The organism is Amycolatopsis sp. Poz14, from assembly GCF_006704225.1.
GTDB lineage: Bacteria > Actinomycetota > Actinomycetes > Mycobacteriales > Pseudonocardiaceae > Amycolatopsis > Amycolatopsis nivea.
The window spans coordinates 5,726,463-5,748,108 of record NZ_JACLHD010000001.1; the positions used below are offsets into that span (position 1 = coordinate 5,726,463).

Here is a 21,646-nt window from a genome sequence, read left to right on the forward strand (position 1 = left end):
CGACCGGCAGGGAGCAGCGGTGAGCGAGCGGGACGCACCGGAGCGGGCCGGGCTGACCTTCCCCGACCAGCCGAGGATGGAGCTGGACCAGCTGCTGGCCCAGCTGGTCGAGCGAGCCCAGGAGGTCATGGGCGCCCAAGGCAGGCTCCGGGGCCTGCTGCGCGCGACACAGACCATCACGACCGGGCTCGCGCTGCCCTCGCTGCTGCGGCGCATCGTGGAGGCGGCCAGGGAACTCGTCGGGGCGCGGTACGCGGCGCTGGGCGTGATCGGCCCGGACGGACGGCTGACCGAATTCGTGCACACCGGGATGGACCCGGACGCGGTCGAGCGGATCGGCGGGCTGCCCGAGGGCAAGGGCCTGCTCGGCGCGGTGATCGAGGACCCGCGGCCGATCCGGTTGACCCGGCTGCAGGACGATCCCCGCTCGTCCGGGTTCCCCGCCGGGCATCCGCCGATGACCAGCTTCCTGGGCGTGCCGATCCAGGCGCGGGGCGCGGTCTTCGGCAATTTGTATTTCGCCGACGGGGAACGCGGTCCGTTCAGCGCCGAGGACGAGCAGTTGGCCCTCGCGCTCGCCGCGGCGGCTGGCAGCGCGATCGAGAACGCGCGGCTGTACGAGACCGCGCGGAACCAGCAGGAATGGCTGCGCGCGTCCGCGGCCCTGACCCGAGAGCTGCTGGCGGCGGAGACAGCGGATCCGCTGGAGCGCGTGGTCGACTACCTGCGGGAACTCGCGTCCGCCGACCTCGTCGCCGTGTTCTGCCCAGCCGGAGAGGGAGGACGCGCGCAGATCGGGTACGCGGCCGGTTCCGGCGCGGGCGAACTGGCCGGACGGGAACTGACCGCGGAGTCCGCTGTGGTCGGTGCGGTGCTCGCGAGCGGTGAGCCGAAGCTGGGCACGTGGCCGGACGAGGCAGCGCAGGGGCTGACGCCCTCCACCGCGGACCTGAACCTCGACGCGGTGCTGCTGGTCCCGTTCGCCGGTGGCGACCAGCCGCCCGCGGTGCTCGCTGCGGCACGGTTGACCAGCCGCGCGGCGTTCGGCGAGGACGAGCTGGAGATGGCGGCGTGGTTCGCCGACCAGGCGGCGGTGGCGGTCGAACTGGCGCAGGCCCGCGCGGAACGCGAGGCCGCCGCGCTGCACGACGAGCGCGACCGGATCGCGGCCGGGCTGCAGCGCGAAATCCTGCAGCGGCTGTACTCCACCGGATTGTCGTTGCAGACCACAGCCGGCCTCGCGCGGTCGCCGGTCGTGGCCACCCGGCTGCGAGAGACGATCTTCGAGCTCGACGACATCATCGCGCAGGCGCACAGCACGGTCTTCCAGCCGGGCGACGGCCCGCCGCGCTCGCCGGAGCCGGTTCGCGACCAGGTCCTGCGGGTGCTGGCCGAAGCCGGGGACGCGCTGGGGTTCCCGGTGTCCACCCAGCTGACCGGGAAGCTCGACGAGGTCCGGTCCGACGCGGTCGTGCCGTTCCTCGACGAAGCGCTGCGGCTGGTCGCCCGGCACGCGTCGGCCCAGTCGGTGGAGGTCGGGATCCAGGCGGAACCGGCACGGACGACGGTGACCGTCCGGTACGAGGGCGGCGACGATCTCGCCGGTCCGGCCGCGGCGGAGCTGGCCGCGCTCGCGGAGCAGGCGAACCGCCGGGGCGGGACGCTCACCGCGGCCGGCGGCTCCCGGCTGGTGTGGTCGGTTCCGGGACCGGAAGGGTCTTCGGCCGGGGATTGAGGACTTTCGGCACCGCCGCTGAAGGACTCCCGGTCGTAGGCTCGTTTCCGGCCGCGCGGCACACCGCCGCGCCCGAGGCAGGAGAAGAACGGATGTTGCGGGTTTTCCTGGTGGACGATCACGAGGTGGTCCGGCGCGGGGTCGCCGACCTGCTGGACGAGGACGACAGGATCACTGTGGTCGGCCAGGCGGGCAACGTTTCGCAGGCTCTGGCCCGGATCCCGGCGCTGCGGCCGGAGGTCGCGGTGCTCGACGTGCGGCTGCCCGACGGCAACGGCATCGAACTGGCCCGCGAGCTGCGGTCCCGCCTGCCCGAGCTGAAATGCCTAATGCTCACGTCCTATACCGACGAACAGGCGATGCTGGACGCCGTCATGGCCGGCGCGAGCGGCTTCGTGATCAAGGACATCAAGGGCCTCGACCTCGTGTCGGCGGTGCTGGACGTCGGGGCGGGGAAGTCGTTGCTGGACGCGCACGCCGCGGCCGCGTTGATGGCGAAGCTGCGCGACAGCGCGGAGAAAAAGCGGGGCCCGCTGGCGCAGCTGTCCGAACAGGAGCGCACGCTGCTGGAGCTGATCGGCGAAGGCTTGACGAACCGCCAGATTTCCGAACGGATGTTCCTGGCCGAGAAGACGGTGAAGAACTATGTCTCGCGGCTGCTGACGAAGCTCGGCATGGAGCGGCGCACGCAGGCCGCGGTGCTGGCCACGGAGCTGCGGAGCGAGCGCAGGTGAACCGTGGCCCGGCGACGCGGGTCAGGCGCTGAGCGGGGGCGGGTCGAACAGGACGTCTTCCAGCGCCCGGCGCGGCGTCCAGGCGACTGGGGTGCCGTAGCCGAGGCGCAGGACGATCTGCGGCCAGAGCCCGCCGCCGAGCAGGTCGCGGAGGCGGGCGCGGATCGCGGGCACTTCGACCGGCTGGGAGATGAACGAGGCGTCGATCCCGTCGGCAGTGGCAGTCAGCAGCACCCGCTGCATGGCCTGTCCGGCACGGAGCCGGTCGATCGGCTCGTCGGCGAAGGTGCCGATCACGACGACGGTCGGCGTCGCCCCCGGAGCGCGGGTGCCGTCGCCGAAATCGCGCAAGACCCAGGCGTCGTCCGCGGCGGTTTCGCCGCCGGCGGCGAAGGGGACGCCGTCCCGGTTCTCCCGGCCGCGTCCGGTCCAGCGCTGCCATTCGGCGAGGAACGCCGGGTCGTTCAGCTGGATGCGGTGGCTTTCGCGGACCAATTCCTTGAGCCCGGCGAGCTGGCCGTCGTCGAGCTGCGGCATCCACGCGTGCTCGATCTCAGCCGCGTGCCGCAGGGCGCCCAGCGTCCCGCCCGGAACGGGTTTGGCGGTGAACGGAGTGCGGTTGGTGTGCCTGCGAGGGATGGCTTTGGCAAGAGCGGCCAGCCTCGGGTCGACGGTGGCGGCCGCACGCGGGCGCACGACGGCCAGCAGGTCGGGATCGCTGCGCCGGGGCAGCAGCGTCGTGGCCGGGTGGAAGCCGGCTGCGTGGATCGCGGTGCGCAGGTTGAACAGCGCCGCCCCGCACGAGAGCAGCAGCTCGCGCCGGTCCGGGTCGGCGACGGGCAAGGTGCGGTCGAGGTCGGCGTGCACCTCGATGCCCGCCGGGCCGCTGCTGAACAGCCAGGGCTGGGTGTTGTGCGTGGACGGCGCCAAAGTCGCGGAACGCAGCACCGAGGTCACTTGATCGGCGCTGAGCTGGCCTGCGGGGGCCACATTGAGGGTCATCGTTCTCCCACACCGCGAAACGCGGCACACTGTGTCGTACCTGGTTGTTCCCCTCCAGCATGCGTTCGCTGGGCGGGGAGCGCACAGGGGAGAAAGTCATCTCTCTGAGGGCGCACCGAGCAGCGAAAGCGAGTCTGATGCCGGAAGCAGGAGAGGGCGGCCTGAGGCTGTCCCGAACCTTGTCGCAGCTGCGGCTGCGGGAGACGCTGCGCGATCTGCAGGAGCGGATCGAGCTGTTGATCGGCACCCGGGACAAAATGGACGGCTTGCTCGAGGCGGTGCTGGCGGTCGCGTCGGGACTGGAGCTGGACGCGACGCTGCGCCGGATCGTGCAGGCCGCGGTGGAGCTCGGCGAGGCTCGTTACGGTGCGTTGGGCGTGCTGGGCGAGGACGGTGCGCTGGCGGAGTTCGTGTATCAGGGGATCGATGCGGAGACGCGGGAGCGGATCGGGCATCTTCCGGAGGGGCACGGTCTGCTGGGGTTGGTGATCGATGACGCGAAGCCGTTGCGGCTGAGGGAGATTTCGGCGCATCCGGCGTCGGTGGGGTTCCCGGCGAATCATCCGCCGATGCATTCGTTCCTGGGGGTTCCGGTGCGGGTGCGGGACGAGGTGTTCGGGAATCTGTATCTGGCGGAGAAGACGGGCGGGGCGGAGTTCACCGACGATGACGAGGTGATCGTGCAGGCGCTGGCCGCGGCGGCGGGGATCGCGATCGAGAACGCGCACCTGTACGAGCAGACGCGGTTGCGGCAGCGGTGGCTCGGCGCGACCAGCGAGGTGACCACGGAACTGCTGGGCGGGACGGATCCGGTCGACGCGCTGGAGCTGATCGCGGGCCGTGCGCTGGAGCTGACCGGTTCGGACGTCACGATGCTCGCGTTGCCGGGCACGGGCCGGCTCGATGTCGACGAGGAGCGGGACACCGATCCTTCGGAGTTGACCGTGACCGTGTGCGCGGGCGGCGACGCCACCGATCTCATGGGGCTGCGGATGTCGGTCGACGGGACGGTGCCGGGGGCGGTGTTCCGGGACCGTACTCCGCGCCGGATGGCGGAGCTGGCGCTGCTGCCCGACCGCGGTCGCGGTCCTGCGCTGGTGGTGCCGTTGCGGGCGGGCGACCACACGTCGGGGGTGTTGATCGCGTTGCGGGATCCGGGTTCGGCGTTGTTCGAGACGGCGCAGCTGCCGGTGCTCGCGTCGTTCGCGGATCAGGCGGCGCTGGCGTTGCAGCTGGCGGCGCAGCAGCGGGCGGCGCGGGAGCGGGACGTGCTGTCGGATCGGGACCGGATCGCCCGGGATCTGCACGATCATGTGATCCAGCGGTTGTTCGCGGTGGGGCTGGCGATGCAGAGCACGCAGCGGCGGACGAAAGCGCCGGAGCTGCAGCGGCGGTTGCAGGAGAGCATCGACCAGATGCACGAGATCGTGCGCGAGATCCGGACGGCGATTTTCGACCTGCACGGCGGCGCGGCAGGGGAGACGCGGTTGCGGAACCGGTTGCACGACGCGATCGCGGAGCTGACCGACGACGCGCCGCTGCACCCGGCGGTGAGCATGGCGGGCCCGCTCGACGCGGTGCCCGCCCAGCTGGCCGAGCACGTGGAAGCGGTGGTGCGGGAGGCGGTCAGCAACGCGGTCCGGCACGCAGGCGCGGACACATTGACTGTCTCGGTATCGGCGCGGGACGACGCGGTGCGAGTGACGGTCACCGATGACGGGAAGGGACTCCCGGAGGACGTTTCGCCAAGCGGGCTCGGGAATCTCCGGGAGCGAGCGGAGTCGATGGGCGGCGCCTTCACTCTCGAATCGCACCCCGGCGGCGGGGTGCGGCTGGACTGGTCGGCTCCGCTGCGCTGAGCCCGCGCGTTCTCATCCCGTCGCAGCGGGAATCAACCGCCGCGCCGCTTGCGGCGTGATCACCACGACCGGGCACCGCGAATACCGGACGCAGTCGCGGGAAACGCTGCCCAGCAGCAGTTCCCGCGCCAGGCCAGTCCCGTGTGCACCGACCACCAGCAGATCCGCTTCCGCGGACGCGGTCACCAGTTCCGTCGCCGGGTCGCCGTGCGGCGTGGCGACCGAGACCTCCGGGGCGTTCGGGAATTCCCGCCGGATGGCCGCGATGCGCTGGTACGGCAGGGGTTGGCCCGCCGGCTGACGGCCGTGCGGCTGGAAAGCCAGCGACGTACCGGGAAGCAAGGCTTCCGAGGGGCGCACCACGATGGCGTGCACGCGGTCGCCGGGGTGCGCGGCGACCTGAAGGGTCCAGCGCAGCGCGGCGTCGCCGTGCGGCGAACCGTCGACGCCGACGACGATGAGACGGCCGGGAGTGTTCATGGTCCTGCCCCTTTCTCTGGGCTGAAGCCGATCGTGCGGCAGGGAACGCGCGCCGGGACAGGGCCGGAGGTCATCGCTGCGCAGGGGGACGTCTGCGGTCAGTGCGATGACTTTCGGCCCCAGCACCGCGTGCCGGAGCGCGGTCAGCATGAACGGGCCGGGACAACGGATCCCGGCTCCGGGAGTGACCATGAAGACCTCGGCGACCGCAGACCTCGCCCCCTCCGAAACGGCCGCGCTCGTCCAAGCGGTCAGCCGGGCCCCGTCGGTGCACAACAGCCAGCCCTGGCAGTTGCGTGTCCGCGGCGCCGACGTCGACCTCGTCGAGCGCGCTGACGTCGTGTTGCCGTGGCACGATCCCGAGGGCCGCGACCGGCTGCTCTCGTGCGGAGCCGCGCTCGCGAACCTGCAATTGGCCGCGCAGGCACTCAGTCGCGAAATCACCACCTCGTTCCCCGCAGACGCAGACATGGTCGCGACAGTCCACACCAGACCCGGCGACCCCCCGGCTCTCGCGAACCTGGCGCGCTACCACGCGATCGGCCGCCGCCGGAGCTATCGCCGCGAGTTCGCGCCGGAACCCGTGCGCGCCGCAGATCTGGCAGAAATCCTCGACGCGGCCGACGACCCGGCGGTGCACGCCGTGACACCGCCGCATGGCGAGGCGCTCGCGGAGATGCTCGGCTTCGCCACCCGGGCGTTCCGCGCCGACACGGCCTACCAACGAGAACTAGACGCCTGGACCGCGCACACCTTCGGCCCCCGCGCACTGGGCGCCGTCGACGGAGTCCCGGAGGCGGCCCTCGGCGACGCGCCGTTGCCCGCGGCGGGTCTCGTCCGCCGGACGACCCCGGTGCCCGACGATGTCCGGCTGGCCGAACGGCTCGCGGCGGAGACGCTCGTGGTGCTCTGCACCGGCGACGACACGCGGCGGGCACACCTCGCCGCGGGCGTCGCGCTCCAGCGGATGTGGCTGGAGGCGACCGTGCACGGCTTGGCCGGGTCGGTCCTCACCCAGCCGCTGCACCTGACCGGCTTCCGGGAACACCTGGCCGATCGCCTCGGCCTTCCCGGACTGCCGCAGGCGATCTTCCGCTGCGGAAACCCGGTTTCGACGGCTCCGCCGTCGCCCCGGCTGCCGCTGGGCGACCTGCTTTGCCACGACGTTCCCGGAGGCCTGGAATGAAGACTGTCATCGAGATCTCCGGACTGTACAAGGCTTTCGGCCGCACTCAAGCGCTGTCCGGACTGGACCTCAGCGTCGGAACGGGTGAGGTGCACGGTTTTCTCGGCCCGAACGGGGCGGGGAAGACGACCGCCTTGCGGCTGCTGCTCGGCCTGGTGCGCGCGGACGCGGGCCGGATGCGGCTGTTCGGCGGCGACCCGTGGCGGGACGCGGTGGCCCTGCACCGGCGGCTGGCCTACGTCCCCGGAGAAGTCGCGCTGTGGCCGAACCTCACCGGCGGCGAGACGATCGATTTCCTCGGCCGGTTGCGCGGCGGCACGGATCCGGTGCGCCGGACGCGTTATCTGGAACTGTTCGAGCTGGACCCGGCGGTCCGGGTGCGCGCGTACTCGAAGGGCAACCGGCAGAAGATCGCCGTGATCGCGGCTCTGGCCGCCGACGCCGAACTGCTGGTGCTTGACGAGCCGACGACCGGCCTGGACCCGCTGATGGCCGAGCAGTTCCGGCAGTGCGTGCGCGAGGAGCGCTCGCGGGGCCGGACCGTCCTGCTGTCCAGCCATGTCCTCGCCGAGGCCGAGGCGCTGTGCGACCGGGTGAGCATCCTGCGCGCCGGAAAGGTCGTCGACACCGGGAGCCTCGACCAGCTGCGCCACCTGACCCGGACCTCGCTGACCGTGCGGATGTCCGGGCCCGCGGACGGGCTCGCCCGGCTCGCCGGGGTGCACGATCTCGCCGCCGACGACGGCTTGGTGCGGCTGAGCGTGGACAACGCCGCGTTGAGCGAAGTGCTGGCGGAACTGGGCAGGCGCGAGGTCCGCAGCATCGAGAGCCGCCCGCCGACGCTGGAAGAGCTGTTCCTGCGGCACTACCGCGAACCGGAAACGGTGTCCGCGTGAACTCCGTGGCGGGAGCCGGCGCGTTGATCCGGCTCGCCCTTCGCCGGGACCGGGTGCGGCTCCCGGTGTGGATTCTGGTGTCTGCTGCGATGACGGCCGCCGCGGCGGCAGCGACCGCAGATGTGTATCCCACTGACGAGGCGCGTCGCGCGGCGGTGGCGAGCATCAACGCCGTGCCCGCGCTGGTCGCGTTGTACGGCCCGGTCGCCGAGCCGACCGCGGGAGCGGCCGCCGTCTTCAAGCTGACCGCCTTCGGCGCCGCGCTCGTCGCACTCCTGACGGCGCTCACGGTCGTCCGGCACACCCGGGCCGAGGAGGAATCCGGCCACTGGGAGCTGGTGCGCGGCGCGGCGACCGGCCGGCATGCGGGCCTCGCGGCGGCAGGCGCACTGCTGGCAGTGACGGCGCTCGGGCTCGGCGCGGGCGCGGCGGCGGGACTCGTCGCGGCGGGGCTTCCGCCCGGCGGCTCGCTGGCCTTCGGGCTCGGCTGGGCGGGGACGGGGCTCGTTTTCGGGGCGCTGGCCGCGCTCGCGGCGCAGGTCGCACGGAGCGGCCGGGCCGCGTCGGAAATCGCTGTGCTCGCGCTCGTTGTGGCGTACCTGCTGCGCGCGGTGGGGGACGCGACCGGTCCGCGGTGGCTGTCGTGGCTTTCCCCAGTGGGGTGGGTCAGCCTGCTGCGGCCGTTCGCGGGCGACCGGTGGTGGGTGCTGGCGCTTCCGCTCGGAGCGGCCCTGCTGCTGGGGTTCGCGGCGTTCGCCGTTTCCCGGCATCGGGATCTCGGCGCCGGCCTGCTCGCCGTGCGCCCCGGTGCGACGCGGGCCGGACGCCTGTTGTCCGGTCCGGCGGGGCTGGCCTGGCGGCTCGACCGCGGGGCCGTGGGGTACTGGACGCTCGCGTTCGCCGTGCTGGGACTGGTCGTCGGCAATCTTTCCGGTTCACTGGGCACTTTCTTCGCCACCGCACAGGCCAGACAGCTGATCGCCGCGCTCGGCGGGGAGCAGGCGCTGACCGATGCGTTCCTGGCCGCCGAGTTCGGGGTGTCCGGCGTGCTCGTTTCGGCGCTCGCGATCGTCCTCATCGGACGGTTGCGGGCCGAAGAGTCGAGCGGCCGGGCGGCCGCGGTGCTGGCCGGACCGGTCGCCCGGGCGCGGCTGGCCGGCGGTGCGGTGTCGGTCGCCGTCGCGGCCACGGCTGCGCCTTTGCTCGCCGCCGCCGTCACCGCGGGCCTCACCGGCGGCGGGTCGCGCCTGGTCGGCGCGGCCGTCGTCCAACTGCCCGGAGTCTGGGTGCTCACCGGGGTCGCGCTCGTGGTCTTCGGGGCCTTTCCCCGGGCTGGCTGGCTGTCCTGGGCAGCGCTGGCGGTGTTCCTGGTCCTGGGCGAGTTCGGCCCGTTGTTCCACGCGCCCGGCTGGGTGCTGGGGATATCGCCGTTCGCGCACCTCCCGCACGTCCCGGGCGGAATCGTCGACATCGGGCCGCTGCTGTGGCTCACCGCGGTCGCGGCGCTGCTCGGCGGGGCCGGATTCGCTGCCTTCGGCCGCCGCGACCTGACCGCGTGAGGGCCGTTGGTCCCTCGGATTCGGGACCGGCTCCGCTACCTCGCCGCGCCGCCGGAAGCGACGCTGGTTTCACTGCCCCGCGAACCCGGAGACCGCGATGAACACGTTCCTGCCCCTTGCTGTCGACCAAGCGCTCGCGGCTGCCGTGCGCGCGCCGTCCCCGCAGAACACGCAGCCGTGGCGGTTCGTCGTCGACGGTTGCCGGATCGAGGTGCGGCTGGACCGCGACCGCGTCCTTCCGGTCGCCGACCCGGCCGGCCGCGAGGCGCGGCTCGCCTGCGGTGCGGCGCTGTGCAACCTGACGCTCGCTTTGCGGGCCAACGGCGTGCGCAGCCGGGTGCGGACCGTCCCGGACCCGGCCGACCGCGACCTGCTCGCGGTCGTGCAGATCGAGGGGAACGTCCGTCCGTCCACTGTGGACCGCAAGCTCACCGAAGCGGTCTTCCGGCGGCACACCAACCGGCGTCCGCTGTCCGACCGGGCGGTGCCGGTGGCGGCACGGGCGCTGCTGCGCTCGGCCGCGCTGGGCGAGGGCGGCCAGCTCGAGTTCCTGGACGCTTCGGGCCGGTACACGCAGGTGTCCGCGCTCGTCCGGCGCGCGGAGACCGAACAGGCCACGGACGCGGAGTTCCGGGCAGAGGCCGAGAAATGGACCGGCCGCGAAGCGGATTCCCCGGACGGCGTGCCCACCGCCGCGTTCGGCCCGCCCGCTGACGTTCCCGGCGTAGTGTCGCTGCGCTCGTCGCACGAGAACCGGTCGATCCCGCCGCGGCAGTTCGAGCAGGACCCGGTGCTGGCCGCGGTGATCACTCGCGATCAGGGCGCGGCGGCCGAGGTCCGCGCCGGGATGGTCATGGAACGCGTCCTGCTGACCGCGACCGCGGAGGGGCTCGCGACGTCGTTCCTGTCGCAGCCGTTCGAAGCGCGGTCCACGCGCGCGCAGCTGCTGGCGGCCTTCCGCGGTCTCGGACAGGTGCACACGCTGCTGCGCATTGGGTACGGGCTCCCCACCCGGATGACAGCGCGCCGCCCAGCCGCGGAGGTGACGACGGTGCGGAGCGCGCCGGAGGTCCCGGCGTCGTGACTGACGCGCTGGGATAACCCGATCCGCTCAGGACGCCCCAGCGCCGGGAAGCACCCGAAGCACGTCCTGGAAGGTCACCATGCCGACGAGCACCCCGTCGTCCAGCACGGGCAGCGAACGGATCCCGGCCTCGCTCATGCGGCGGGCCAGCTCGCCGCAATCCAGGTCGGCCGCCGCGCACAGAGCCGGGGTCCGCATGACCGCCCCGGCCGTGCGGTGTCCGCCGAGCATCGCGCCGGCGTCCGGGTCCGCCCCGCCGGGGATCCCCGCGCGGATCACGTCCTCCTCGGTCAGCAGGCCCATCAGCCGGCCGCGGCTGTCGACGACCGGCAGTGCGGTGAACCCGTGCCGGGCCATCAGCCGGGCAGCCTCGGGCAACGGCACCGAGGCGGTCACCGCGATTACGGGCGTGGTCATGATGTCGCGCGCGTGCATGGGAGTCTCCGTTCGTCGCGCTCCTGCGTCGACGATCACCCTGAAACCTCGGTGCGCCAAGGGCATTTGGTCGCGGCCGCAGTGCCCTTCCGCGCGGGACCGGCGGCCCGCGCGTCCGGGCGGAATTCCTCTTCGGACGGAACGCTTTCCCGGCGATTCTGGGGGCTGGCAATCCTTACGGAAGGGGCGCGAGATGAACGCGTCAACGGACCGCGTAGTGCGGTGGTGGCACCTGCTCGTCCCCGGGCGCGGTTCGGTGGCCCGGCCCTCGGACCGGTTCCAGTCCGGTCTCCTCCTCGTGGCGGTTCTCGTCGCGCTGGCCGCGGTCCCGTTCGCGGCGGCCGCGGGTTCCGAGCTGTACGCGACCCAGAAACCCGTCTCGGCCGAGCAAGTCGCGCAGCGCAGCAAGGCGACCGCCGTGCTGCTGGCCGACGGCCCGGCGACGACGGTGAGCGGACGCAGCGGCGTCGTCGCGAACTCCGCGCCGACGGACGCGGTCTGGCAGGCTCCCGACGGTTCGCGCCGGGTCGGCAAAGTGGCCGCCGACGAGGGCTCGCGGCGCGGCGACCAGGTCACGATCTGGGTGGACCGAGCCGGAAACCCGGTTCCGCCGCCGCTGACCGCCGCGGCAGTGCTGGTCGACGCGGTATGCGCGACGCTGGGGCTGTGGGTGTCGGTGTGCTTGCTGCTGGCTCTCGTGTACGGCGGCGCGGTGTTCGCGCTGAACCGGCACCGGCTCGCCGAATGGCAGCGCGAATGGGACGCCGAGCAGGAAAAGCGCACCCATCCGTGAGGACGGCCGGTCAGCAGGCCGAGACTGCGAGAGCGCGGGCGACGCACGAGTGCGGCTCCTCCGTCAACGGAGGGGCCGCACCCGTGCGTCGCTTCCGGGCCGGGCACCGCGCTTCGCGAGATCATTGACGGTCCCGTGCACAGCGAGATCAGTGGACATCCGCCCGCCAGAACCGTGGCCGAGCACGCGTTCGGTCTGCGAGGCAGGGGGACGGGGCAAGTGAGCCGCTCCGGACCAGCGGTCGCGAAGCGGCTGAAGCGTGGGAAGTCCGGATGCCGACGAGAAGGATTTCGCTGCCGCACGGAACGTACCGCCGGTGCCGAGCCCGAATTCGTCGAGCGCGGCGAATGGCTCAGTCACGCCGTGCTCGACGGCGGTCGCAGCGACGTGCGCGCACCGCTGTGGCTCGGCCTCGCGTCTCCGCTCAGTGCCGGAGAGCTTCGCGGCGGCGGTCGTACTCGTCCTGGTCGATCTCGCCGCGGGCGAACCGCTGCCGCAGAATCGCGGTGGCAGGGTCGGCGTCCGGCACGGAGCCGGACGGGCGGCGGACGAGAAGCGCGGTGACCACGGCGATCGCGGCGAGCAGCGCGACGGCCACGATGCTCATCACGACCGGCCCGACCCATTCGGCGGCGGTTCCGTAGTGCCAGTACATCATCGGGTTCTCCTCGGCTAGGGCCGGTCGCGGCGAACGGCGGCTTCGAGCGGCTGGAGTACGTCGCCGATCTCGCGCCGCGGAGTCGCGGGCAGCGGGTCCGCGTTGGCCGGAGCCCAGCCGACGCGCAGGACCATCTGCGGGAAGGCGCCGGACGTGACCTTCTGCTCGACCGTGCGGCGCACATCGGGCAGCTCGAGCGGCTCGGTCAGCGGGCAGGTGGCGAGGCCGAACCGGGTCGCGGTGAGCAGCGCGGCGCTCGTCGCTTCCCCGGCGCGCAGCCGGGACATCCGGTCGTCGGACGCGGTGCTCAGCACGAGCAGCACTGTCTCGTCGTCCTCGCCAGCCGCTCCGGCGGCTTCGGGCAGTTCCGGGTCCGCGAACTGGCGGCCAGGCAGCGCACCGGGAGTCAGGTCGGGCATGGGGGTGTTGCGGGACGGGACGCCGTCCGGGGACACGTGCCGTCCGCTCCAGGCGGCGAGTTCGATCCGGTAGGCGGGATCGCGGCGGTGCCGCAGCGACGCCTCCTCGACCGCGGTGGCCAGGTAGTAGCGCTCGGCGTCTTCGGCAACGCGCAGTACGACGCCTTCATCCGCGACCGCTTCGGCCATGCTCTCCAGATGTCCGCGGGGCACGTGCCACGAACTGTGCCGTCGGCGGTCGGTGCGGCGGCGGGGAATCGCGGCGGCGAGCGCGACCTCGTCGAGAGTCGGCTCGTGGCGGTGAAGTTCGATGGACGCCAGGTGGTCCGGTTCCGCGGGGTTGGGCAGCCGGCGCACTTCGGCGCTCCAGCCGAGCGCGGCGAAGGCGACACGTGCGTGGTGCAGCGCGGCCCCGCAGCTGATCATCAGGTCCCGCCCGTCCGGGTCGGTCTGGGCGAGCTGCCGCGACGGATCGGCGTACAGGTGCAGGGACCGGTGCCCGACCGCGAATCGCCACGGCTGGGAGTTGTGCACCGACGGCGCGCGGACGGCCATCCCGACCGCGGTGGTGACGGTGTAGTCGTCGGGGAGTCCGCGTTCCATGGCGACCTGCCTTGTCGTCTCGTCCAGTGATGCGTCGACGGTGACAGTCGCGGCGGGACCCGGGACAGAGCCGGAATTCCCCGGGCGCAGGGACTTTCGCCGGTCGTCGTCCGCCGCGATGACCTTCGCGGGCGCGCCCGGGCCGAAAGACCTCTGCCGTCGCCGGTCGCTCGCGATGTTGCATGACAACCCGATGGGGGGCGTCGCGGCGACAGGAGCGAAATGTCCAGAGCACACGAAACAGACCCGGCCGAGTCACGGAGCCGGGCACTCGGCCTGACCTCGGCGACCGGATTGGTGGCGGGCAGCGTGATCGGCACCGGCGTGTTCACCATGCCCGCCGTGCTGGCCGGCGCGGGAACGAGTTCGCTGCTGGTGCTCGGCGTGGTCGCCGTCGGCGCCGCGGTGCTGGCTGTCCTCTTCGGACAGTTGACGAAACGCACGCCGAATTCCGACGGCGGCCTGTACGCCTACGCCCGCCGCGAGTTCGGCGATTTCGCCGGCTATCTGGTCGGCTGGTGCTACTGGGTTTCCGCGTGGGCAGGCAACGCCGCGATCGTCGCGTCGTGGGTGCTCTACGTCGAAGCCCTCTTCGGCATCGAACATCCCTCGACCTGGGTCGACCTCGGCATCGCGCTGGCCGGGCTGTGGATCCCGGCCGCGGTCAACCTCGCGGGCGTGCGGCAGATGGCGTGGTTCCAGAACACCACCGTGGTGCTGAAGTTCCTGCCGCTGCTCTTCGTGGGCGTGGTGGGCTGGTTCTTCGTGTCGAAGGGCAATTTCGGCGCGTTCAACACGTCCGGCGGGAGCCTTTACACCGCGATCGGGATCGCCGCGGGCGTCGCGCTGTTCGCGTTCATCGGGGTCGAAGTCGCGGCGGTCACGGCGAAACGGGTGCGCGAGCCGGGACGGAACGTCGGGCGCGCCTCGCTGCTGGGCACCGCCGCCAGCGCGGTGGTCTACCTCGCGGTGTCCGCGGCGGTGATGGGACTCGTCCCGCACGACGTGCTGGTTTCGAGCGGAACCCCGTTCGTGCCCGCGTTCGAGGCGATCCTGCCGGGCGGCGGCTGGGCCGGGAAACTCGTCGCCGCGCTCGCCGTGGTCTCGGGGATCGGCGCGCTGAACGGCTGGACCCTGGTGACCACTGAGGTGTCGCGCGCCGCGGCGGCCGACGGGCTGTTCCCGCGGGCGTTCGCCTGGGCCGACCGCAAGGACACCGCGTGGTTCGGCATCCTGCTGGCCGCGCTGCTGCCGTCGCTGCTGATGGTGTGGCGCTACACCTCGGGCACCGGGCTGGCGGTGTTCTCGTTCCTGGTGAACCTGGCCGTCGTCACGGTCGCCATCCCGTACTTCTTCTCCGCCTGCGCGCAGCTGGCCTACCTCGTGTCCCGCCGGCGCCAGGTGCACGGCTGGCTGCTGGCCCGCGACCTCGGCATCACCGCCGCCGCGGTGCTTTTCTCCCTGTGGGTGACCTTCGCCGCCGGCTACGCCGCGGTGTACGAGGCGATGCTCGTGCTGCTGGTGGGTCTCGTCCTGCACGCGGTGCTCAAGGGCCGGGCGGCGGCGCACGGCAAGCGCGAGACACCGGCCGAGGAGACCGGTGAGCAATGGCCGCGCGCAGCTTGACTCCGACCGACACGACGAAAGGCACCGCGTCCATGAGCTTCGCAGTCGCGTCCGAAACCGGCCGCCTCCGACAGGTGATCCTGCACCGCCCGGGCACCGAACTCTCCCGGCTGACCCCGCGCAACGTCCACGAACTGCTCTTCGACGACGTCATGTGGGCGAAGAAAGCGAAGGAGGAACACGACGTCTTCGCCGAGGCGCTGCGCGAGCAAGGCGTGCGAGTGCACTACTTCGACCGGCTGCTCGCCGAAAGCCTGGACGTTCCCGAAGGCCGCGCGTTCGTGCTCGACCGGGTCTGCACCCCGCGAACCGTCGGCCCGGCACTGGCTCCGACGCTGCGGAAACTGTTCGACGACCTCGACAGCACGAGTCTCGCCGAATCGCTGATCGGCGGCGTCCTGAAAGCGGACCTGCATCCGCTGCGCACCAGCAGCCTGAAATGGCACACCCTGCGGGCCGACGACTTCGTGCTGCCGCCGTTGCCGAATCACCTGTTCCCGCGCGACAACTCCTGCTGGATCTACGGCGGCGTCTCGATCAACCCGATGGCGAAACCTGCGCGGCAGCGGGAAACCCTGCATGCCCAGGCGATCTACCGCTATCACCCGCAATTCGCCGGAGCGTCGTTCGCGAGCTACTTCGGCGACGACGACTACTTCCCGGCGACGGTGGAAGGCGGTGACGTGCACGTCCTGGGCGACGGCGCGGTCCTCGTCGGCATGGGGGAGCGGACCACGCCGATGGCTGTCGAACTGCTCGCTCGCGCGCTGTTCGACAGCGGCCAGGCGCACACGGTGCTTGCGGTCGAACTGCCCCGTTCGCACGCGACGATGCACTTGGACACGCTGATGACGATGGTCGACGCGACGACCTTCGTCCTCTACCCGTACTTCGACCGGCAGTTGCGCTCGTGGACTGTCACCGCGGGCGCCGAGCCCGGTGCGCTGGAGGTCCGGCAGAACGACAGCCTCTGGAGCAGCCTCAGCCGGACGCTCGGCGTCGAGCGGGTCACCGTGTTGTCCACCCACGAGGACGTCCGTGCGGCAGAGCGGGAACAGTGGGACGACGGCAACAACTATCTCGCGGTCGCGCCGGGTGTCGTCGTTGGCTACGACCGCAACGTCGCCACGAACACCATGCTGCGCAAGAACGGCATCGAGGTGATCACCGTGCCCGGCGGCGAACTCGGCCGCGGCCGGGGCGGCCCGCGCTGCATGAGCTGCCCGATCGAACGCGACCCCGCGTGACCACCCCCGACACTCAGGAGCACTTGATGAATCTGCACGGCCGCAACCTGCTCAAGGACGCCGACCTCACCGCGAGCGAATTCCGTTCCGTCGTGGAATTCGCGGCCCGGCTCCGCCAGGAAAAGCGAGCCGGGGCACGGACGAAGCGCCTCGCCGGGCGCAACATCGCGCTGGTCTTCGAGAAAAGCTCGACGCGCACCCGGTCCGGATTCGAGGTCGCCGCCCACGACGAGGGCGCGCACATCACCTATCTCGGCCCCGAGGAATCCCACCTCGGCCACAAAGAGTCCGTCAAGGACACCGCCCGCGTGCTCGGCCGCATGTTCGACGGCATCGAATTCCGCGGCTCGTCGCAGGAAGCGGTCGAAACGCTCGGCACCTACGCCGGGGTCCCGGTGTGGAACGGGCTGACCGACACCTGGCATCCGACACAGCTGCTGGCCGACGTCCTCACCATGCGCGACCACGCGCCGGGCTCCCTCGACGACGTGTCGTGCTGCTACCTCGGCGACGGCCGCAACAACGTCGCGAACTCGCTGCTCGTCGCCGGTGCGCTGCTGGGCCTCGATGTGCGCATCTGCGCGCCGGAACCGTTGTGGCCGAAGGAAGAGATCCGGCGGATCGCCGCGGGCCTCGCCCGTGAATCGGGCGCGAAAATCCTCGTGTCCGACGACGTGACGGAGGCCGTGCACGCCGCCGACTTCCTCTACACCGACGTCTGGCTGTCGATGGGCGAACCGGAGGAAGCGTGGGGCGCGCGGATCGAACAGCTGCTGCCGTACCAGGTCAACGCCAAGGTCGTGGCCGCGACCGGGAACCCGGCGGTGAAATTCCTGCACTGCCTGCCCGCGCTGCACGGCCGGGACACGTCGGTCGGGCAGCGGCTCGGCGAACGGTACGGGCTCGACGCCCTCGAGGTCACCGACGAGGTCTTCGAATCGGCGGCGTCGGTCGTGTTCGACCAGGCGGAGAATCGCATGCACACCATCAAGGCCGTCATGGCCGCTACGGTGGGAGCATGAGGATCGTCGCGGCGCTCGGCGGGAACGCGCTGCTCGAACGCGGGGAACCGGCCGAATCCGACATCCAGGAGGAGCACGTCCTCGCCGCCGCCGAAGCACTCGCGCCGGTGGCCCGGGAACATGAACTCGTCCTGACCCACGGCAACGGTCCGCAGGTCGGCCTGCTCGCGGTCGAGAGCGAGCGCGATCCGGCGCTGCGCAGGCCGTATCCGTTCGACGTCCTCGGCGCGCAGACCCAAGGGATGATCGGCTACTGGCTCGTGCAGGCCCTGCAGAACGCCTGCGGGCGGCCGGTGGCCGGGCTGATGAGCCGCACGCTGGTGCGCGCCGACGATCCGGCTTTCGCGGACCCGGCCAAGTTCGTCGGCCCGGTGTACGACCGCGCGACGGCCGAGCGGCTAGCCACCGAACGCGGGTGGGACGTCCGCCCGGACGGCGCCGCGTGGCGGCGGGTGGTGCCGTCGCCCGAACCCGTCGAGCTGATCGAACTGCCCCTCGTGAAGACCCTGATGGAGGCCGGTGCGATCGTGGTCTGCGCGGGCGGCGGCGGGGTCCCGGTGGCCGCCGCCGAAGGAGGCTTGCGGGGCGTCGAGGCGGTCGTGGACAAGGACCTGACCGCGGCACTCGTCGCACGCGAGATCGGTGCCGACGCGCTGTTGCTGCTGACCGATGTCGAATCGGTACAAGACGATTACGGCACGCCGCGGGCCCGGCCGATCCGTGAAGTCAGCAGCCGCGAATTGCGTTCCCGGCGCTTCCCGGCCGGTTCCATGGGGCCCAAGGTCGACGCCGCGTGCCGGTTCGTCGAGAACGGCGGCAAGTTCGCCGCGATCGGCAAGCTGACCGCGGCGGGCGAACTGGCGGCGGGAACGGCCGGGACGATCGTCCGCGCGTGAGACCGGGATTCAGCCGACGAGCGCCCAGGCGAGCACCAGCCCGCCGGAGTTGGTGGCCAGGTGCACCAGCATCGGGGCGAGCAGCCCGCGGCCGGTGTAGCGCCACCAGCAAAGGAACACGCCCGCTCCGGCCGCGGCGACCATCGCCAGCACGGAGATCGTCGCGAGCGGAAGCCCGCCGACGGTCTGGTGGACGGCCGCGTTCTGGGTGAGGGCGAGGGAAGGCAGCAGATGCCACAGCCCGAACAACGCGGACGCGCCGAGCACCGGCCACCAGCGCCACCGCTCGCCCGCGCCGAGCAGCGCCGGGAGCACGCCGCGGAAGGCGATTTCCTCGATCAGCACGGTGCCGAGCGGGATGCGCACCAGCGCGAGCCACATCAGCTGCCCGAATCCCGGCGAACCGATCCGGCCGTCGTGGAACAGCACGCGCAGCGCCGGGATCGCGGCGGCGAGACCGAACCCGAACGCCACGACCGCGAAGCCGCCGAGCCCGAACCACAGCATCCGGCGCGTGTGCCGCCGGCTGAATCCGATCTCGGCCCATCCGACGCCGGCGAATCGGGCGAGGGCCAGGAGCCCGGCGGCGGCGACCGCGCCGCGGACCGGGTAGGCCCAGCCGGGCAGCACCCGGTTGGCCAGCACGGTGGCCGCCGCCAGCAGCAGCACCGCGGCGACGACGGCAAGAGCACGACGCCGGAAAGCAGTGACTTCCGGCAGTTTCGGGACAACCGCGGCAACAGACATCGTGATTCCAGTGTGCCCTCGGAAAGGGACAATGGCGATGACGACCAAGGAACGCGAACCGTATCTCGACTTCCTGCGTGCGGTCAGCCTGATCGTCGTCGTACTGTGGCACTGGGCGTTCACGATCCTGCACTGGACGCCGACCGGGCCGCAGCCCACGAACCCGCTCGCGTACTTCCGGGGCTTGTGGGTGCTCACCTGGTTCCTGCAGGTGCTGCCGGTGTTCTTCTACGTCGGCGGGTCGGTGCACCTGGCGTCCTGGCAGCGTGCCCGCGCCGGCGGCCAGTCGCGGGGTTCGTACGTCTGGCACCACGTCAAGGAACTGGTGACTCCAGCCGGGGTGCTGATCCTTTTCTGGGCCGCCCTCGGCGTCGTGCTGACCCAGACGCTCGGGGCGCGATGGGTCGGCGGCGCGGTGCTGCTGGTCCTCAGCCCGCTGTGGTTCCTCGCGGTCTACGTCGGCCTGCTCCTGCTGCTGCCGGTCATGGCATGGCTGCACGAACGGTTCGACGTCCTCGTGCTGGTCTGGCTCGGCGGCGTCGCCCTGCTGGTCGACGTCCTGCGGCTGCGCTTCGGCTGGTCGGAGGTGAGCTGGGTGAACGTGGCCGCGGTGTGGGGCTTGGCGTATCAGGCGGGGTTCTTCCATCACCGCATCGTCGCCGCGTCGCGGCACGTGGCCGGGGCGCTGTTGTGGGCGGGCTCGTTCGCGCTCGCAGGACTGGTGCTGTCGGGCTTGTATCCCGGTTCGATGGTGGGGGTGCCGGGGGAGCGGATGTCGAACATGTCCCCGCCGACGTTCGTCATCGTCGCCCTGCTGGCCTTCCAAGTCGGGCTGTGCGAGGTGCTGCGTCCGGCCGTAGAGCGCGCATTGGCCAAGCCGCGCTGGCAGCGGGCGACGGCGGTGTTCACCAGATACGCGTTGCCGTTGTTTCTCTTCCACACCACCGGAATGGCCCTGGCCCGAGCGGTTGTGTACTTCGGCTTCGACCGGCAGTTAGCCGACGACCGCGCCCCGGACTGGATCTGGTGGGCTGAACGCCCGCTCGCGATCCTCGGCCCGCTGGTGTTCAGCGTCCCGCTGATCGCCTTCTTTGGGCGGTGGCAGGCAGTGCACCGCGCGAACAACCCGGGAACATCGCGGTGAAGCTGGCGACAACAGACCGTCGAAATCGCTCGGAGGCTCCGATTTTCGCCTGGGGCGCATCAGGTCGTGCTGGTGTTTTGCTTGGCAGGGGGAGGTGCGCAGATCGGTCGAGCGCTTGGATCGGAATCGCTCCTGGAGGCATACCCGAGGCCGCCGAGGCTTCTGCGGACTGCCGCATCACCCGACTCGGCCGGACCACGCCGGTGGCGCTCGCTCACCAGGTACGCGCCCTCAGTGAGGAGGTTCTCCGTCTTCTGAAGGCTGAGGGGTCGGCATGGTTTCTCGTCTAGGACGCCCGTAGCGCCAAGGGGCTTGCTGGGCGTCCGTGGCGCGTGGCGTTCGCGCTTCAGGATGACGGATGGCTGTTGCGCAATGCTGGATCCGACAGGCGGAACCGAGTTCGAGCTTGCGGCGCGCCGTTGGGGCCGCAAGGACATTACTCTGCAGGCACGGACGGCGGCGTGCGTCTGCGCTACGGGAGAACGCACACAGGTCGAGGCTGGCTGAACCCATCCGGTGAGGCCGACGGCGATGTGCTAGTCGGCTCTGCTCGGCACGACCGTATGTTTGTGCCGGGCTGAGTCCGCTAGCCGATCAGCTAGCGATCAGGAACACGTCTTCTCCTTCGCAGGGCACGACGTCGGCTTCCGTCAGGCGGCCCGATCGCCGCTACACGACGCCCGTAATTGTGCGTCCCCGCCACTCTGTCCAGTTCGGCCCCGCTCGGTGGGCGTCCCGCGGTGACTTGCTTCGCGTAGTAGGCCCACATCCGTTGCTCCGCCGTCAAAGACGGTTCGCCGAGACGGGACGAGACTGTCTTCAACGCCCCGTTCAGCAACTCCACCGCGAACAACAACGCGATCGGCGGGCATGCCACCACCACCTGCAACGGGCTTCGCACCAAAGCGGACCCGATGTTCGCCAGCAGCGACAGCTCGATCCCGAACACGAACGCCGACCACGCCACCCACCTGCCACGATCCCGCCCGGCCCGGCGTCGCTTTCACACCTCGACCGTCGCGATCGTCAGCAACCCGTCCGCCAGCAACGGCCAGATCGACGCAGCCGAAGCATCCGCACCAAACCGGACTGCGAGCTCACGGCCGTGGCGGTACGACGCATACGCCGCCCCCACCGCGACCAAACCCGTGCAACCGCATTGCAACCACAGAGCCAGCTTCGGAGCAACCTTCCCGCTCGACTCTCTCAACACGTCGCCACCCCGGCAGCATGATCGAATCGCAGTGGGAACGGCCGTCCGGAGCGGCACGGACCCGGCACCACGAACCGGCAGGTGCGAGCCCGAGAGTGCACAGCGGCCCGCCGGGGGATCGCCGAGGCGAGTTTCTGGGCGGCATTGGCGGCGACTTCCTGGGCGACGTTGGTGTAGAGGTCCATGGTGACCTTGATCGACGAGTGGCGGAGGATGTGCTGGATCACCTTCATGTCCGTATCCAGGGCAGGCCGCGGCGGGGTCGCAGTATTCGGGGCATGCGCAGCTGTCGAGGCAGCAGCGAACCC

General features: G+C 71.4%; 21 protein-coding genes. 13 read left to right on the forward strand and 8 right to left on the reverse strand.

Translation table 11 applies throughout. The features are described 5' to 3' along the window. Positions 1-19: 19 nt before the first annotated feature. Together FKO37_RS27125 and FKO37_RS27130 are read left to right on the forward strand one after the other, a co-directional pair. Positions 20-1,735, forward strand: coding sequence for a GAF domain-containing protein (locus tag FKO37_RS27125; RefSeq protein WP_238606323.1), 1,716 nt, complete (start codon positions 20-22; stop codon positions 1,733-1,735). Between the two features lie 92 nt (positions 1,736-1,827). Next, positions 1,828-2,469 carry a response regulator transcription factor gene (locus FKO37_RS27130; RefSeq protein WP_134734399.1) on the forward strand — a complete coding sequence of 214 codons (642 nt, stop codon included), beginning with the start codon at positions 1,828-1,830 and terminating at the stop codon, positions 2,467-2,469. 21 nt (positions 2,470-2,490) lie between these two features. Here FKO37_RS27130 and FKO37_RS27135 read toward each other — a convergent pair whose 3' ends face one another. Further along, complete coding sequence (locus FKO37_RS27135; RefSeq protein WP_238606324.1) at positions 2,491-3,471, reverse strand: hypothetical protein; 981 nt, start codon at positions 3,469-3,471, stop codon at positions 2,491-2,493. A 137-nt stretch (positions 3,472-3,608) separates the two neighbouring features. Between FKO37_RS27135 and FKO37_RS27140 the strand changes: the two genes are divergently transcribed. Next, the gene (locus FKO37_RS27140) at positions 3,609-5,330 is read left to right on the forward strand and encodes a GAF domain-containing sensor histidine kinase (RefSeq protein ID WP_238606325.1); all 1,722 of its coding nucleotides are present in this window, start codon (positions 3,609-3,611) and stop codon (positions 5,328-5,330) included. Between the two features lie 12 nt (positions 5,331-5,342). Here FKO37_RS27140 and FKO37_RS27145 read toward each other — a convergent pair whose 3' ends face one another. Then, complete coding sequence (locus FKO37_RS27145; RefSeq protein ID WP_238606326.1) at positions 5,343-5,810, reverse strand: universal stress protein; 468 nt, start codon at positions 5,808-5,810, stop codon at positions 5,343-5,345. Between the two features lie 106 nt (positions 5,811-5,916). Here FKO37_RS27145 and FKO37_RS27150 point away from each other — a divergent pair, with 106 nt between their 5' ends. From FKO37_RS27150 to FKO37_RS27165, 4 genes are all read left to right on the forward strand, one after another. Continuing rightward, positions 5,917-6,996 (forward strand): nitroreductase family protein, encoded by a 1,080-nt coding sequence (locus FKO37_RS27150; protein ID WP_238606327.1) that lies wholly within the window; start codon positions 5,917-5,919, stop codon positions 6,994-6,996. After that, a complete protein-coding gene (locus FKO37_RS27155; protein ID WP_238606328.1) occupies positions 6,993-7,892 on the forward strand; it encodes an ABC transporter ATP-binding protein in 900 nt (299 codons plus the stop codon). The genes FKO37_RS27150 and FKO37_RS27155 overlap by 4 nt, the downstream gene beginning before the upstream one ends. Further along, a complete protein-coding gene (locus FKO37_RS27160; RefSeq protein ID WP_238606329.1) occupies positions 7,889-9,451 on the forward strand; it encodes an ABC transporter permease in 1,563 nt (520 codons plus the stop codon). The genes FKO37_RS27155 and FKO37_RS27160 overlap by 4 nt, the downstream gene beginning before the upstream one ends. 97 nt (positions 9,452-9,548) lie before the next feature. Next, the gene (locus tag FKO37_RS27165; protein ID WP_238606330.1) at positions 9,549-10,535 is read left to right on the forward strand and encodes a hypothetical protein; all 987 of its coding nucleotides are present in this window, start codon (positions 9,549-9,551) and stop codon (positions 10,533-10,535) included. Positions 10,536-10,562: 27 nt separating this feature from the next. Here the strand turns inward: FKO37_RS27165 and FKO37_RS27170 are convergent, their stop codons facing one another. Beyond that, entirely contained in the window at positions 10,563-10,970 is a 408-nt protein-coding gene (locus FKO37_RS27170; protein ID WP_134734583.1) for an HPP family protein, read from the reverse strand. A gap of 193 nt (positions 10,971-11,163) precedes the next feature. Here FKO37_RS27170 and FKO37_RS27175 point away from each other — a divergent pair, with 193 nt between their 5' ends. Beyond that, a complete protein-coding gene (locus FKO37_RS27175) occupies positions 11,164-11,763 on the forward strand; it encodes a hypothetical protein (protein ID WP_134734584.1) in 600 nt (199 codons plus the stop codon). Positions 11,764-12,187: 424 nt separating this feature from the next. On the opposite strand, the gene FKO37_RS27180 is transcribed toward FKO37_RS27175, so the two are convergent. Together FKO37_RS27180 and FKO37_RS27185 are read right to left on the reverse strand one after the other, a co-directional pair. After that, the gene (locus tag FKO37_RS27180; protein WP_134661400.1) at positions 12,188-12,421 is read right to left on the reverse strand and encodes an SHOCT domain-containing protein; all 234 of its coding nucleotides are present in this window, start codon (positions 12,419-12,421) and stop codon (positions 12,188-12,190) included. A 14-nt stretch (positions 12,422-12,435) separates the two neighbouring features. Next, positions 12,436-13,443 carry an NAD(P)H nitroreductase gene (locus FKO37_RS27185; protein WP_238606331.1) on the reverse strand — a complete coding sequence of 336 codons (1,008 nt, stop codon included), beginning with the start codon at positions 13,441-13,443 and terminating at the stop codon, positions 12,436-12,438. A gap of 222 nt (positions 13,444-13,665) precedes the next feature. Here FKO37_RS27185 and FKO37_RS27190 point away from each other — a divergent pair, with 222 nt between their 5' ends. The 4 genes from FKO37_RS27190 to FKO37_RS27205 are packed head-to-tail and all read left to right on the forward strand — an operon-like array spanning position 13,666 to position 18,234. Beyond that, the gene (locus FKO37_RS27190) at positions 13,666-15,069 is read left to right on the forward strand and encodes an amino acid permease (RefSeq protein WP_238606332.1); all 1,404 of its coding nucleotides are present in this window, start codon (positions 13,666-13,668) and stop codon (positions 15,067-15,069) included. Positions 15,070-15,101: 32 nt separating this feature from the next. Beyond that, complete coding sequence (locus FKO37_RS27195; RefSeq protein ID WP_238608339.1) at positions 15,102-16,316, forward strand: arginine deiminase; 1,215 nt, start codon at positions 15,102-15,104, stop codon at positions 16,314-16,316. Between the two features lie 26 nt (positions 16,317-16,342). Then, entirely contained in the window at positions 16,343-17,338 is a 996-nt protein-coding gene (gene argF / locus FKO37_RS27200; RefSeq protein ID WP_238606333.1) for an ornithine carbamoyltransferase, read from the forward strand. Then, on the forward strand, positions 17,335-18,234 hold the full coding sequence (locus FKO37_RS27205; protein ID WP_037806029.1) for a carbamate kinase: 900 nt from the start codon (positions 17,335-17,337) through the stop codon (positions 18,232-18,234). Before argF ends, FKO37_RS27205 begins: the two co-directional genes overlap by 4 nt. 9 nt (positions 18,235-18,243) lie before the next feature. On the opposite strand, the gene FKO37_RS27210 is transcribed toward FKO37_RS27205, so the two are convergent. Beyond that, on the reverse strand, positions 18,244-18,981 hold the full coding sequence (locus FKO37_RS27210) for a CPBP family intramembrane glutamic endopeptidase (protein WP_238606334.1): 738 nt from the start codon (positions 18,979-18,981) through the stop codon (positions 18,244-18,246). A gap of 37 nt (positions 18,982-19,018) precedes the next feature. Between FKO37_RS27210 and FKO37_RS27215 the strand changes: the two genes are divergently transcribed. Next, the gene (locus tag FKO37_RS27215; protein WP_134728379.1) at positions 19,019-20,125 is read left to right on the forward strand and encodes an acyltransferase; all 1,107 of its coding nucleotides are present in this window, start codon (positions 19,019-19,021) and stop codon (positions 20,123-20,125) included. 1,003 nt (positions 20,126-21,128) lie between these two features. Here the strand turns inward: FKO37_RS27215 and FKO37_RS47790 are convergent. Both FKO37_RS47790 and FKO37_RS27225 read right to left on the reverse strand, forming a co-directional pair. After that, positions 21,129-21,395, reverse strand: coding sequence for a DUF2637 domain-containing protein (locus tag FKO37_RS47790; protein WP_370318106.1), 267 nt, complete (start codon positions 21,393-21,395; stop codon positions 21,129-21,131). Next, a complete protein-coding gene (locus FKO37_RS27225; RefSeq protein ID WP_134661392.1) occupies positions 21,332-21,571 on the reverse strand; it encodes a hypothetical protein in 240 nt (79 codons plus the stop codon). Before FKO37_RS27225 ends, FKO37_RS47790 begins: the two co-directional genes overlap by 64 nt. Positions 21,572-21,646 lie beyond the last annotated feature (75 nt).

What these genes read in the sequence shown, in the direction of transcription:
- FKO37_RS27130 (WP_134734399.1), top strand. Translation starts at nt 1,828, where the DNA reads ATGTTGCGGGTTTTCCTGGTGGACGATCACGAGGTGGTCCGGCGCGGG.
- FKO37_RS27135 (WP_238606324.1), bottom strand. Translation starts at nt 3,471, where the DNA reads ATGACCCTCAATGTGGCCCCCGCAGGCCAGCTCAGCGCCGATCAAGTG.
- FKO37_RS27140 (WP_238606325.1), top strand. Translation starts at nt 3,609, where the DNA reads ATGCCGGAAGCAGGAGAGGGCGGCCTGAGGCTGTCCCGAACCTTGTCG.
- FKO37_RS27145 (WP_238606326.1), bottom strand. Translation starts at nt 5,810, where the DNA reads ATGAACACTCCCGGCCGTCTCATCGTCGTCGGCGTCGACGGTTCGCCG.
- FKO37_RS27150 (WP_238606327.1), top strand. Translation starts at nt 5,917, where the DNA reads ATGACTTTCGGCCCCAGCACCGCGTGCCGGAGCGCGGTCAGCATGAAC.
- FKO37_RS27155 (WP_238606328.1), top strand. Translation starts at nt 6,993, where the DNA reads ATGAAGACTGTCATCGAGATCTCCGGACTGTACAAGGCTTTCGGCCGC.
- FKO37_RS27165 (WP_238606330.1), top strand. Translation starts at nt 9,549, where the DNA reads ATGAACACGTTCCTGCCCCTTGCTGTCGACCAAGCGCTCGCGGCTGCC.
- FKO37_RS27170 (WP_134734583.1), bottom strand. Translation starts at nt 10,970, where the DNA reads ATGCACGCGCGCGACATCATGACCACGCCCGTAATCGCGGTGACCGCC.
- FKO37_RS27175 (WP_134734584.1), top strand. Translation starts at nt 11,164, where the DNA reads ATGAACGCGTCAACGGACCGCGTAGTGCGGTGGTGGCACCTGCTCGTC.
- FKO37_RS27180 (WP_134661400.1), bottom strand. Translation starts at nt 12,421, where the DNA reads ATGATGTACTGGCACTACGGAACCGCCGCCGAATGGGTCGGGCCGGTC.
- FKO37_RS27185 (WP_238606331.1), bottom strand. Translation starts at nt 13,443, where the DNA reads ATGGAACGCGGACTCCCCGACGACTACACCGTCACCACCGCGGTCGGG.
- FKO37_RS27190 (WP_238606332.1), top strand. Translation starts at nt 13,666, where the DNA reads ATGTCCAGAGCACACGAAACAGACCCGGCCGAGTCACGGAGCCGGGCA.
- FKO37_RS27195 (WP_238608339.1), top strand. Translation starts at nt 15,102, where the DNA reads ATGAGCTTCGCAGTCGCGTCCGAAACCGGCCGCCTCCGACAGGTGATC.
- argF (WP_238606333.1), top strand. Translation starts at nt 16,343, where the DNA reads ATGAATCTGCACGGCCGCAACCTGCTCAAGGACGCCGACCTCACCGCG.
- FKO37_RS27205 (WP_037806029.1), top strand. Translation starts at nt 17,335, where the DNA reads ATGAGGATCGTCGCGGCGCTCGGCGGGAACGCGCTGCTCGAACGCGGG.
- FKO37_RS27210 (WP_238606334.1), bottom strand. Translation starts at nt 18,981, where the DNA reads ATGTCTGTTGCCGCGGTTGTCCCGAAACTGCCGGAAGTCACTGCTTTC.
- FKO37_RS27215 (WP_134728379.1), top strand. Translation starts at nt 19,019, where the DNA reads ATGACGACCAAGGAACGCGAACCGTATCTCGACTTCCTGCGTGCGGTC.
- FKO37_RS27225 (WP_134661392.1), bottom strand. Translation starts at nt 21,571, where the DNA reads ATGAAGGTGATCCAGCACATCCTCCGCCACTCGTCGATCAAGGTCACC.